Origin of the sequence: Citrobacter sp. wls717, from assembly GCF_005280955.1 — a bacterium.
GTDB lineage: Bacteria > Pseudomonadota > Gammaproteobacteria > Enterobacterales > Enterobacteriaceae > Citrobacter > Citrobacter werkmanii.
Genome location: NZ_SZWW01000010.1, coordinates 86142 through 98869 on the forward strand (window position 1 = coordinate 86142; position 12728 = coordinate 98869).

A 12728-nucleotide genomic window follows, 5' to 3' on the forward strand; every position below is an offset into this window, starting at 1 on the left:
TGCTCTTTATAATCCGCGCCAGGTCGTACATCTATATAGACAACAACAGAACATATTACAGAGGTTATCAATGGCTATTGAACGTACTTTTTCCATCATTAAACCAAACGCGGTGGCAAAAAACGTTATTGGGAGCATCTTTGCGCGCTTTGAAGCTGCAGGGTTCAAGATTGTAGGGACTAAAATGCTGCACCTGACCGTTGAGCAGGCGCGTGGCTTTTATGCTGAGCACGACGGCAAACCGTTCTTTGACGGTCTGGTTGAATTCATGACCTCCGGTCCGATCGTTGTTTCCGTTCTGGAAAGCGAAAACGCCGTACAGCGTCATCGCGATCTGCTGGGCGCTACCAACCCGGCGAACGCGCTGGCCGGTACCCTGCGTGCCGACTACGCTGACAGCTTCACCGAAAACGGGACTCACGGTTCTGATTCCGTTGAATCTGCCGCTCGCGAAATCGCCTATTTCTTCGGTGAGGGCGAGGTTTGCCCGCGTACGCGCTAATAAGCTCGTCCTGTAGGCCGGATAAGCGTTTGCGCATCCGGCTCTGCTTTGCCTGATGGCGACGCGAGGCGTCTTATCAGGCCTACGTTCTTTCTTTACATATTATTTTCGCTAATGCTTCGTGCAAACGTGGCATCCCTGCGCCAGACTTTGTACAATGTAACGCCCCGGAAGAGCAGACCGCTTGCCGGGGCGTTTCTTTTTAACCCTCCACGGGCCACAACGTGTAACAACGAGGCCGGAAAAAATTATGTCTGAATTAGTTAACACCTCTGAAGTCGTCATTCCTGCGGTTCCAAATAAAAATGGAAAAATTAACCTGCTGGATCTGAACCGTCAGCAAATGCGCGAATTCTTCAAAGAAATGGGCGAAAAGCCGTTTCGTGCCGATCAGGTCATGAAGTGGATGTACCACTATTGCAGCGACAACTTTGATGACATGACTGACATCAATAAGGTGCTGCGTAACAAGCTGAAAGAAGTCGCTGAAATTCGCGCCCCGGAAGTGGTGGAAGAGCAGCGTTCCTCTGACGGCACGATCAAATGGGCTATCGCGGTTGGCGATCAGCGCGTTGAAACCGTTTATATTCCGGAAGACGATCGCGCGACCCTGTGTGTTTCTTCACAGGTTGGTTGTGCATTAGAGTGTAAATTCTGCTCTACGGCGCAACAGGGATTTAACCGTAACCTGCGAGTGTCGGAAATCATTGGTCAGGTTTGGCGTGCGGCGAAAATCGTCGGCGCGGTAAAAGCAACGGGTGTTCGTCCTATCACCAACGTGGTGATGATGGGGATGGGCGAGCCGTTGCTCAACCTGACTAACGTGGTGCCGGCGATGGAAATCATGCTGGATGACTTCGGTTTCGGGCTGTCCAAGCGTCGCGTTACGCTTTCCACCTCAGGGGTTGTACCTGCGTTGGATAAGCTGGGCGATATGATTGACGTTGCGCTGGCGATCTCTCTGCATGCGCCGAACGATGAAATTCGTGACGAAATTGTGCCTATCAACAAAAAGTACAATATCGAAACGTTCCTCGGGGCAGTGCGTCGTTATCTGGAAAAATCCAACGCCAACCAGGGTCGTGTGACCATTGAGTATGTCATGTTGGATCACATCAATGACGGTACCGAACACGCGCATCAACTGGCTGAACTGCTGAAAGATACGCCGTGTAAGATCAACCTGATCCCGTGGAACCCGTTCCCTGGCGCACCGTATGGTCGTAGCTCTAACAGCCGTATCGATCGTTTCTCCAAAGTGTTGATGAGCTATGGTTTCACCACCATCGTGCGTAAAACACGTGGCGATGACATCGATGCAGCCTGCGGCCAATTGGCAGGCGACGTTATCGACCGTACCAAGCGTACTCTGCGCAAGCGTATGCAGGGTGATGCTATCGACATCAAAACCGTTTGATGTCGAGCGCACTACGGTATAATTCTTGTACCGTAGTGCAATGTAAGCCAGGTGAGGTTCTTTGGTTGTTGTCGTCAGGTCAATAATAACGGTGCGTTTTTGTCGACTTTAAGGCAGTATGTAACGGCGCAACAAGAGTTTAGCCCTCAGGTTTACGCTTTTTTGTCATTGGTAGTCTGACCGTTTTATACTGTCTGACGAAGGTTAACTGACCAGATGTTTCGCGGTGTGGGTGAGCATTGTGACTCGCCGGCGCCAGAACCCAAATTTACGCAGCTGTAGCGAATGAATACTGAAGCCACGCACGACAAAAATGAAGCACTCTCCACCGGCGTTCGTCTGCGCAATGCCCGTGAACAACTCGGATTCAGCCAACAGGCAGTCGCGGAACGACTGTGCCTGAAGGTCTCCACGGTACGCGATATTGAAGAAGATAAGGCACCAGCCGATCTCGCTTCAACATTCCTGCGTGGGTACATCCGTTCTTATGCGCGTCTGGTGCATATTCCTGAAGAAGAACTGTTGCCAGGGCTGGAAAAACAGGCTCCAGTTCGCCCTGCTAAAGTCGCGCCGATGCAGAGCTTCTCGCTCGGTAAGCGTCGTAAAAAGCGCGATGGCTGGTTAATGACCTTCACCTGGCTGGTGCTGTTTGTCGTTGTCGGACTGACAGGCGCCTGGTGGTGGCAGAACCATAAAGCGCAGCAGGAAGAGATCAGCACCATGGCCGATCAATCTTCTGCTGAGCTGAATGCCGGTAAAGACACTGCGCAGAATGTACCGTTAGATACCAGCGCCGCAGCAGGTCAGGAGACGACGCCGACTGCAGATGATGGCGCAGTGGCGGACGCCGCGCCATCGACGGATGCTCCGGCAACCCCGGCGCCAGCCGCGGATGCGCAACAGAATGCTGTTGTAGCGCCGTCTCAGGCCAATGTCGATACCGCAACCGCAGCACCAACAAATGCGGCCCCGCTGCCGACTGACCAGGCGGGTGTAAGTACCCCAGCAGCCGATCCTAACGCACTGGTAATGAACTTTACCGCCGATTGCTGGTTGGAAGTAACCGATGCGACCGGTAAAAAATTGTTCAGCGGTATGCAGCGTAAAGACGGTAATCTGAATTTGACCGGTCAGGCGCCGTACAAACTGAAAATTGGCGCTCCGGCGGCAGTGCAGATTCAGTTCCAGGGTAAACCTGTCGATCTGAGTCGTTTTATCAGAACTAACCAGGTTGCACGTCTGACCGTTAATGCCGAACAATCACCGGCTCAGTAACAGACGGCAATGCGGGAGATTTTTTAATGCATAACCAGGCTCCAATTCAACGTAGAAAATCGACACGCATTTACGTTGGGAACGTGCCGATCGGCGATGGCGCGCCCATCGCCGTACAGTCTATGACCAATACGCGCACCACTGACGTGGAAGCGACGGTTAATCAGATCAAAGCGCTGGAACGCGTAGGCGCAGATATTGTTCGTGTCTCTGTACCGACAATGGATGCTGCAGAAGCGTTCAAGCTTATCAAACAGCAGGTTAATGTCCCGCTGGTTGCCGATATTCACTTCGACTACCGTATCGCGCTGAAAGTGGCGGAATACGGCGTTGACTGTCTGCGTATCAACCCAGGCAATATCGGTAATGAAGAGCGCATCCGTATGGTAGTAGACTGCGCTCGTGATAAAAATATTCCTATCCGCATCGGCGTAAACGCCGGATCGCTGGAAAAAGATCTGCAGGAAAAATACGGTGAACCGACGCCGCAGGCGCTGCTGGAATCCGCTATGCGTCATGTGGATCACCTCGATCGTTTGAACTTCGATCAATTCAAAGTCAGCGTTAAAGCCTCTGACGTTTTCCTCGCCGTAGAATCCTATCGCCTGCTGGCGAAACAGATCGATCAACCGCTGCATCTGGGGATCACCGAAGCCGGTGGCGCACGTAGCGGGGCGGTGAAATCCGCGATCGGTTTAGGATTGCTGCTATCAGAAGGGATCGGCGATACGCTGCGTGTTTCTCTGGCTGCCGATCCGGTGGAAGAGATCAAAGTGGGCTTCGATATTCTGAAATCGCTGCGCATTCGCGCGCGCGGGATCAATTTCATCGCTTGTCCAACCTGCTCACGTCAGGAATTCGACGTTATCGGTACGGTTAACGCGTTGGAGCAACGCCTGGAAGATATCATTACGCCAATGGATGTTTCGATCATCGGCTGTGTGGTAAATGGTCCTGGCGAAGCGCTGGTTTCTACGCTGGGCGTGACGGGCGGTAACAAGAAAAGCGGCCTGTACGAAGACGGTGTGCGTAAGGACCGACTCGACAACGACGATATGATCACACAGCTTGAAGCCCGTATTCGCGCTAAAGCGAGTATCCTGGACGAAGCGCGCCGTATCGACGTGCAGCAGCTTGAAAAATAACAACGTGATGGGAAGCGGCGTGCTTCCCGTGTATGATTGAACCCGCATGGCGCCCGCATTGTTCGGGTTAGCGCTGAGGGTTCATTTTTATATTCATAAAGAGAATAAACGTGGCAAAAAACATTCAAGCCATTCGCGGCATGAACGATTATCTGCCTGGCGAAACCGCCATCTGGCAGCGCATTGAAGGCACACTCAAAAACGTGCTCGGTAGCTACGGTTACAGTGAAATCCGCTTGCCGATTGTAGAGCAGACCCCGTTATTCAAACGCGCGATCGGTGAAGTTACCGACGTGGTTGAAAAAGAGATGTATACCTTTGAGGACAGAAATGGCGACAGCCTGACTCTGCGTCCTGAAGGGACTGCGGGCTGCGTACGCGCCGGCATTGAACATGGTCTCCTGTACAATCAGGAACAGCGTCTGTGGTATATCGGGCCGATGTTCCGCCACGAACGTCCGCAGAAAGGACGCTATCGTCAGTTCCATCAGTTGGGTGTCGAAGTGTTTGGCCTGCAGGGGCCGGACATTGATGCTGAACTGATTATGCTGACCGCTCGCTGGTGGCGCGCGCTGGGTATTTCTCAACATGTTAGCCTGGAGCTGAACTCAATTGGTTCGCTTGAAGCCCGCGCTAACTACCGTGATGCGCTGGTCGCCTATCTGGAACAGCATAAAGAGAAACTGGACGAAGACTGCAAGCGTCGCATGTACACCAACCCGCTGCGCGTGCTTGACTCCAAAAACCCAGAAGTGCAGGCGCTGCTCAACGACGCACCTGCGCTGGGTGATTATCTCGATGATGACTCTCGCGAGCATTTCGCGGGTCTGTGCAAACTACTGGAATCCGCAGGGATTGCCTACACCGTTAATCAGCGTCTGGTTCGTGGTCTTGATTACTACAACCGCACCGTATTTGAGTGGGTTACCAGCAGTCTGGGCTCGCAGGGCACCGTGTGTGCCGGTGGTCGTTACGACGGTCTGGTAGAGCAACTGGGCGGTCGTGCAACGCCAGCTGTGGGCTTCGCCATGGGCCTGGAACGCCTTGTTTTATTAGTTCAGGCAGTGAATCCGGAATTTATTACCTCCCCTGTTGTCGATATATACCTGGTTGCTTCAGGCACAGACACGCAGTCGGCGGCAATGCGGCTTGCGGAACGTCTGCGTGATGAAGTTCCTGGTGTGAAACTGATGACCAACCACGGCGGCGGCAACTTTAAGAAACAGTTTGCCCGTGCCGATAAGTGGGGCGCCCGCGTTGCACTGGTACTGGGTGAGTCCGAAGTGGCTGACGGTACTGTTGTAGTGAAGGATTTGCGCTCTGGTGAGCAAACGGCAGTAGCGCAGGATGGCGTTGCCGCGCATTTGCGCACTCTACTGGGCTAAGGAGAAGGACAGCGTGGAAATTTACGAGAACGAACACGACCAGGTTGATGCGGTAAAACGCTTCTTTGCCGAAAACGGCAAAGCGCTGGCGGTTGGGATAATTTTAGGGGTTGGCGCACTGGTTGGCTGGCGTTACTGGACCAGCCATCAGACGGAGTCCGCACGCTCTGCTTCTCTGGCATACCAAAATACGGTGACCGCGGTTAGCGCGGGTAAAGCGGATAGCATTCCTGCGGCAGAGAAATTTGCAGCAGAGAATAAAAATACCTACGGCGCGTTAGCTTCACTGGAACTTGCGCAGCAGTTTGTTGACCAAAATGAACTTGAGAAAGCTGCAAGCCAGCTGCAACAAGGCCTGGCTGCAACCAGCGATGAGAATCTCAAAGCGGTGATTAACCTGCGTCTGGCTCGTGTTCAGGTGCAGCTTAAACAGGCTGATACCGCGCTGAAAACACTCGACACCATTAAAGGTGAAGGGTGGACGGCCATTGTTGCCGATCTGCGCGGTGAAGCGTTGCTGAGCAAGGGCGACAAACAAGGTGCGCGTAGCGCATGGGAAGCGGGTGTGAAAAGCGATGCCTCTCCTGCTCTGAGCGAAATGATGCAGATGAAAATCAATAATTTGTCCATCTGAGAGGGACCCGATGCAATTGCGTAAATTACTTCTGCCAGGGCTGCTTTCCGTTACCCTATTGAGCGGCTGTTCACTGTTTAGTGGCGAAGAAGATGTCGTTAAGATGTCCCCATTACCGGTGGTTGAAAATCAGTTTACTCCGTCTACGGACTGGAGCACTTCCGTGGGCAACGGTATTGGTGATTTCTATTCCAATCTTCATCCTGCGCTGGCGGATAACGTTGTCTATGCAGCCGATCGCGCAGGTGTCGTGAAAGCGTTGAACGCAGACGACGGCAAAGAAGTGTGGTCTGTTAATCTGGGTGAGAAAGACGGTTGGTTCTCCCGTGCATCTGCACAGCTTTCTGGCGGCGTAACCGTGTCCGGTGGTCATGTTTACATTGGCAGTGAAAAAGCGCAGGTTTATGCGTTGAATACCAGCGACGGTACCACCGCATGGCAAACGAAAGTTGCCGGTGAAGCGCTGTCCCGTCCGGTTGTGAGCGATGGCATGGTATTAATCCACACCAGCAACGGTCAATTGCAGGCGTTGAACGAAGCTGACGGCGCCATCAAGTGGACCGTTAACCTCGACATGCCATCCCTGTCTCTGCGTGGCGAATCTGCCCCTGCGACGGCCTTTGGCGCAGCAATTGTTGGTGGTGATAACGGTCGCGTAAGCGCCGTGCTGATGCAGCAGGGCCAGATGATTTGGCAGCAACGTATTTCTCAGGCGACAGGCCCAACGGAAATCGATCGTCTGAGTGACGTTGATACCACGCCGGTTATCGTCAATGGCGTTGTTTACGCGCTGGCTTATAATGGTAACCTGACCGCGCTGGATCTGCGCAGTGGCCAGATTATGTGGAAACGTGAACTGGGCTCGGTAAATGATTTCATCGTCGATGGAAACCGTATCTACCTGGTCGATCAGAACGACCGCATACTGGCGCTGACCACCGACGGCGGCGTGACGCTGTGGACGCAAAGCGATCTGTTGCACCGTCTGCTGACGTCTCCGGCATTGTATAACGGCAATTTGGTTGTGGGCGATAGCGAAGGCTACCTGCACTGGATTAACGTTGAAGATGGTCGCTTTGTTGCCCAGCAGAAAGTCGACAGCTCCGGTTTCCTGACCGAGCCAGTCTCTGCGGATGGTAAACTGCTGATCCAGGCGAAAGACGGTACGCTGTACTCCATTACGCGTTAATCGTCTTGGCCGCTCGCTTTGAAAAACGGCTCCTGGTGCAGGGGCCGTTTTACTGTTTTTAACAACGGCGCAAAAATGTGCGCGTTGTCTGATGATTTTTTAAATGAGGCTTTAAACATGGTACCTGTGGTCGCGCTTGTCGGGCGCCCTAACGTTGGCAAATCCACGTTATTTAACCGTCTAACTCGCACCCGAGATGCGCTGGTTGCGGATTTCCCGGGTCTGACTCGTGACCGTAAGTACGGTCGTGCGGAAATTGAAGGCCGCGAGTTTATCTGCATTGATACCGGCGGTATTGATGGCACCGAAGACGGTGTTGAAACCCGCATGGCTGAACAGTCTCTGTTGGCTATCGAGGAAGCGGACGTTGTACTGTTTATGGTGGATGCGCGTGCTGGCCTGATGCCAGCGGATGAAGCCATTGCTAAACATCTGCGTTCACGCCAGAAACCGACGTTCCTGGTGGCCAACAAAACGGACGGACTGGATCCCGATCAGGCGGTTGTTGATTTCTACTCGCTGGGTCTGGGTGAAATTTATCCGATTGCTGCCTCCCATGGTCGCGGCGTTCTCAGCCTGCTGGAGCATGTTCTGCTGCCGTGGATGGATGACGTTGCGCCGCAGGAAGAAGTCGATGAAGATGCGGAATATTGGGCGCAACTGGAAGCCAAAGAAAACGGTGAAGAAGAGCCTGAAGACGACTTCAACCCGCAGGATCTGCCGATCAAGCTGGCGATTGTCGGGCGTCCGAACGTAGGTAAGTCCACACTGACTAACCGTATTCTCGGCGAAGACCGCGTGGTGGTTTACGACATGCCAGGGACCACGCGTGACAGCATTTATATTCCGATGCAACGCGACGAACGTGAATATGTGCTGATCGACACCGCTGGCGTGCGTAAGCGCGGGAAAATTACCGAAGCGGTAGAAAAATTCTCAGTCATCAAAACGCTGCAGGCGATTGAAGATGCCAACGTGGTCATGCTGGTGATTGATGCGCGGGAAGGTATTTCCGATCAGGACCTGTCGCTGCTGGGCTTTATCCTCAATAGTGGGCGCTCACTTGTTATTGTCGTCAACAAATGGGACGGCCTGACGCAGGAAGTGAAAGAGCAGGTCAAGGAAACGCTGGACTTCCGTCTGGGCTTTATTGATTTTGCGCGCGTACACTTTATCTCTGCGCTGCACGGTAGCGGTGTCGGTAATCTGTTTGAATCGGTCCGCGAAGCGTACGACAGCTCCACTCGTCGCGTTAGTACCGCGATGCTGACGCGTATCATGACCATGGCGGTAGAAGATCATCAGCCGCCGCTGGTACGTGGTCGTCGCGTGAAGCTGAAATATGCCCATGCCGGTGGTTATAACCCGCCGATCGTGGTGATTCATGGCAATCAGGTGAAAGATCTGCCGGATTCATATAAGCGCTATCTGATGAACTACTTCCGCAAAACTCTGGACGTGATGGGGACTCCGATCCGCATTCAGTTCAAAGAAGGGGAAAACCCGTTTGCGAATAAACGTAATACGCTGACGCCGACCCAGATGCGTAAACGTAAACGTTTGATTAAGCACATTAAAAAAAGCAAATAATCATTGCTGATGTTGATAAAAACCCGCGCTTGTCGCGGGTTTTTTTTCGGTATTCCATCGCCAGCTTCTGACCGTGCGATGTCAATCACTATTCGTTTTTTACCAAGTTTAAATCTAAGAAAGTAGACATTTGTCGAGTTTTCATCTTAAAGTCCGGGGGTTGGTACTAGACAAAACTAGTCTTAGGTTATCAAATGGTTAAATAACTTTTCGCCGCATGTAAAAAATCGGTCAGATACGTAACTGGCTGGCGTACATGCGGTGTATACACGCACGACGACATAACTTTCGGGAGAATTATGCAATCCTCTGTTAATCAAAAAGAAAGCCGAACTTTCTTCGGTCATCCTTATCCGCTCGGCTCGCTGTTCTTCACAGAGATGTGGGAGCGTTTCTCGTTTTATGGCATTCGCCCATTACTGATCCTGTTTATGGCGGCTACCGTCTATGACGGCGGCATGGGGCTGGCGCGTGAAAACGCCTCGGCGATTGTGGGTATTTTTGCCGGTACGATGTATCTCGCCGCGCTGCCTGGTGGTTGGCTGGCGGATAACTGGCTCGGCCAACAGAAAGCCGTATGGTACGGTTCCATCCTGATTGCGCTTGGTCATCTGTCGATTGCGCTTTCGGCCATTATGGGTAACAACCTGTTCTTTATCGGCCTGATGTTTATCGTGCTCGGTTCCGGTCTGTTTAAGACCTGTATTTCGGTCATGGTTGGCACATTGTATAAAAAAGGCGATGCGCGTCGTGACGGCGGTTTCTCGCTGTTTTACATGGGCATCAATATGGGGTCATTCATCGCCCCCTTGATCTCCGGTTGGTTGATTAAAACCCATGGCTGGCATTGGGGCTTTGGTATCGGTGGTATCGGCATGCTGGTGGCGTTAATCATCTTCCGTGTGTTTGCCGTTCCGTCGATGAAACGCTACGACAGCGAAGTGGGACTGGACTCGACCTGGAACAGCCCGGTAGTGAAGCGTAACGGTGTGGGCGCATGGCTACTCGCGCTGGCTGTCGGTGTGGCGATTATCGTTACGCTGATTGCGCAGGGCGTGATTGTGATTAATCCGGTCGCGGTTGCCAGCATACTGGTGTACGTGATTGCCGCCTCTGTTGCGCTCTACTTTATCTACCTGTTCATCTTTGCCGGCCTGAATCGCAAAGAGCGCGCCAGACTGCTGGTTTGCTTTATCCTGCTGGTTTCCGCCGCATTCTTCTGGTCGGCGTTTGAGCAAAAACCCACCTCGTTCAACCTGTTCGCCAACGACTACACTAACCGTATGATCGGTGATTTTGAAATTCCGGCGGTTTGGTTCCAGTCGATAAACGCCCTGTTTATCATCCTGCTGGCGCCGGTATTTAGTTGGGCGTGGCCGAAGCTGGCGAGTATGAACATTCGCCCGAGCAGCATCACTAAGTTCGTTATCGGTATTTTGTGTGCGGCGGCAGGCTTTGGCCTGATGATGCTGGCGGCGCAAAACGTTCTCAGCAACGGCGGAGCGGGCGTTTCTCCATTCTGGCTGGTAGGCAGTATCCTGATGCTGACGCTTGGCGAGCTGTGTCTGAGCCCGATCGGTCTGGCGACCATGACGCTGCTGGCGCCGGAAAGAATGCGTGGGCAAATGATGGGCCTGTGGTTCTGTGCCAGTGCGCTGGGTAACCTGGCCGCAGGTCTGATTGGCGGTCATGTGAAGGCTGACCAACTGGATATGCTGCCGGATCTCTTCGCTCGCTGCTCGATTGCGCTGCTGATCTGCGCCGCGGTCCTGATTGTCCTTATTGTTCCCATTCGTCGCATGCTGGAAAATACGCAAACTAAACCGGCAACCAGCGCCTGATAACACCTCGATTATGCCGGGGCAGAAACTATGCCCCGGTCATTCAATTGATGAGGTATGACGTTTTGTTGGACCTGGGCGACATTCAGCGCAGCGTGTTAAACTCAACGCAAGAATCGATCCCTGTACTGGAGTTGCAATGTCTATCATTTGTCCGGATTGCCACGCTGAACTGGAGCCACAAAACGGTGCGGCGCGCTGTGAGAGTTGCCAAAAAGATTTTCAACTGGAAGCACGTTGCCCAGAGTGCCATCAACCACTCGAAGTACTCAAGGCTTGTGGCGCGGTGGATTATTTCTGTCAGCATGGCCATGGGCTGATTTCGAAAAAACGCGTGGAGTATGTGCCGGTTTAAACCGGCTTTTTCTTCCGCGTTTTTTTCGCCGCCGTTACGCCCCTCACTTCGCTTTCCACCCAGCCATCTGCTAGTCGGGTGGTGATGACATCGCCTGCGCTGACCTGTTTGATCTGTTTCAGTACGCCGCCGCCCGTGGTGGTAGAAACGCTGTAGCCGCGCGCCAGCGTCGCCAGCGGACTGACCGCTTCGAGATGGGTAACCGCGTTGCCGAAACGCTCTCGCTGTTCGCTTATACGTGTGCGTACATTCTCCATCAGACGATATTCCAACTGCTGAATACGGGCTTGTGCGCGATAAATGCGGGGCTGTGGATTTTGTTGATTCAGTCGCTGCAGCATACGTTGCTGGCGCTGATTCGCCTGCTTTATTTGGTTTTCCAGCGCGCTGCTCATGCGCTGACGCAGCCGTTCCAGAGAAGTTTGCTGGCGCGCCAGACGCAACTGCGGGTGCTGCTGCTGGAGGCGGTGGAAAAGCTGCGTGAAACGACGGGTGCGGTTGGCGAGGTAGTAATCCATCGCCATGCCCAGACGCTGCTGGGCAGATTGCACCTGACGCAGCAGCTCTTGCTGGTTACGGCTGACGATTTCCGCCGCCGCCGACGGCGTCGGCGCGCGCAGGTCTCCGACAAAATCGGCGATAGTGACGTCGGTTTCGTGGCCGACAGCGCTAACCACTGGAATGCGGCTGGCAAATATTGCGCGCGCCACGCGTTCGTCGTTAAAACTCCATAAATCTTCCAGCGAGCCGCCGCCGCGCCCGACGATTAACACGTCGCACTCGCCGCGCGCGTTTGCCAGTTCAATGGCGCGAACGATTTGCCCCGGCGCGTCGTCGCCCTGTACAGCGGTAGGGTAGATAACTACCGGCAGCGACGGATCGCGGCGTTTAAGAACGTGGAGAATATCGTGCAGCGCCGCGCCGGTTTTCGAGGTAATCACCCCGACACAGTGGGCCGGGGAGGGCAGCGGCTGCTTATATTGCTGATCGAACAACCCTTCCGCCTGCAGTTTGGCTTTCAGCTGTTCATACTTCTGCTGTAATAGCCCTTCGCCCGCGGGCTGCATGCTCTCAACAATTATCTGGTAATCGCCGCGCGGTTCGTACAGCGTGATGTTGGCGCGTACCAGTACCTGCTGACCGTGCTGCGGACGGAACGTCACCCGGCGGTTGCTGTTGCGGAACATCGCGCAACGCACCTGGGCGTTATCGTCTTTTAAGGTGAAGTACCAGTGGCCGGAAGAGGGCTGGGTGAAATTCGATATTTCGCCGCTGATCCACACTTGTCCCATCTCCTGCTCAAGCAGCAGACGAACCGTCTGATTCAGGCGGCTTACGGTAAAAATTGAGGAGGTCTGAGAGGATAACATGTGAGCGGGATCAAATTCTAAATCA

Annotated in this window: 11 protein-coding genes; 10 read left to right on the plus strand and 1 reads right to left on the minus strand. The window is 53.5% G+C overall.

Features of this window, described 5'->3' with window-relative positions; all coding sequences use genetic code 11:
• Positions 1–70: 70 nt before the first annotated feature.
• The 10 genes from ndk to FDX09_RS08375 all read left to right on the plus strand — a co-directional run bounded on the left by ndk (position 71) and on the right by FDX09_RS08375 (position 11333).
• The gene (gene ndk, locus FDX09_RS08330; RefSeq protein WP_003037710.1) at positions 71–502 is read left to right on the plus strand and encodes a nucleoside-diphosphate kinase; all 432 of its coding nucleotides are present in this window, start codon (positions 71–73) and stop codon (positions 500–502) included.
• Positions 503–752: 250 nt separating this feature from the next.
• Positions 753–1919, plus strand: coding sequence for a bifunctional tRNA (adenosine(37)-C2)-methyltransferase TrmG/ribosomal RNA large subunit methyltransferase RlmN (locus FDX09_RS08335; RefSeq protein WP_003037713.1), 1167 nt, complete (start codon positions 753–755; stop codon positions 1917–1919).
• A 285-nt stretch (positions 1920–2204) separates the two neighbouring features.
• The gene (gene rodZ, locus FDX09_RS08340; protein ID WP_085049325.1) at positions 2205–3194 is read left to right on the plus strand and encodes a cytoskeleton protein RodZ; all 990 of its coding nucleotides are present in this window, start codon (positions 2205–2207) and stop codon (positions 3192–3194) included.
• 26 nt (positions 3195–3220) lie between these two features.
• Complete coding sequence (ispG, locus tag FDX09_RS08345; protein WP_016154000.1) at positions 3221–4339, plus strand: flavodoxin-dependent (E)-4-hydroxy-3-methylbut-2-enyl-diphosphate synthase; 1119 nt, start codon at positions 3221–3223, stop codon at positions 4337–4339.
• A 110-nt stretch (positions 4340–4449) separates the two neighbouring features.
• The gene (gene hisS / locus FDX09_RS08350; protein WP_137347051.1) at positions 4450–5724 is read left to right on the plus strand and encodes a histidine--tRNA ligase; all 1275 of its coding nucleotides are present in this window, start codon (positions 4450–4452) and stop codon (positions 5722–5724) included.
• Positions 5725–5737: 13 nt separating this feature from the next.
• Positions 5738–6358, plus strand: a complete 621-nt coding sequence (locus FDX09_RS08355; RefSeq protein WP_038642608.1) for a YfgM family protein — start codon at positions 5738–5740, stop codon at positions 6356–6358.
• 10 nt (positions 6359–6368) lie between these two features.
• Positions 6369–7547 (plus strand): outer membrane protein assembly factor BamB, encoded by a 1179-nt coding sequence (gene bamB, locus FDX09_RS08360; RefSeq protein ID WP_069324460.1) that lies wholly within the window; start codon positions 6369–6371, stop codon positions 7545–7547.
• A 117-nt stretch (positions 7548–7664) separates the two neighbouring features.
• Positions 7665–9137 (plus strand): ribosome biogenesis GTPase Der, encoded by a 1473-nt coding sequence (gene der, locus FDX09_RS08365; RefSeq protein WP_038642605.1) that lies wholly within the window; start codon positions 7665–7667, stop codon positions 9135–9137.
• Positions 9138–9436: 299 nt separating this feature from the next.
• The gene (locus FDX09_RS08370; protein ID WP_069324461.1) at positions 9437–10978 is read left to right on the plus strand and encodes a peptide MFS transporter; all 1542 of its coding nucleotides are present in this window, start codon (positions 9437–9439) and stop codon (positions 10976–10978) included.
• A 139-nt stretch (positions 10979–11117) separates the two neighbouring features.
• Positions 11118–11333: a zinc ribbon domain-containing protein gene (locus FDX09_RS08375; RefSeq protein ID WP_074458516.1), complete on the plus strand. Its 216-nt coding sequence runs from the start codon at positions 11118–11120 to the stop codon at positions 11331–11333.
• Here the strand turns inward: FDX09_RS08375 and xseA are convergent.
• Positions 11330–12703, minus strand: coding sequence for an exodeoxyribonuclease VII large subunit (gene xseA / locus FDX09_RS08380; protein ID WP_121529396.1), 1374 nt, complete (start codon positions 12701–12703; stop codon positions 11330–11332). The two genes, FDX09_RS08375 and xseA, sit on opposite strands and share 4 nt — an antisense overlap.
• Between the last annotated feature and the right edge of the window lie 25 nt (positions 12704–12728).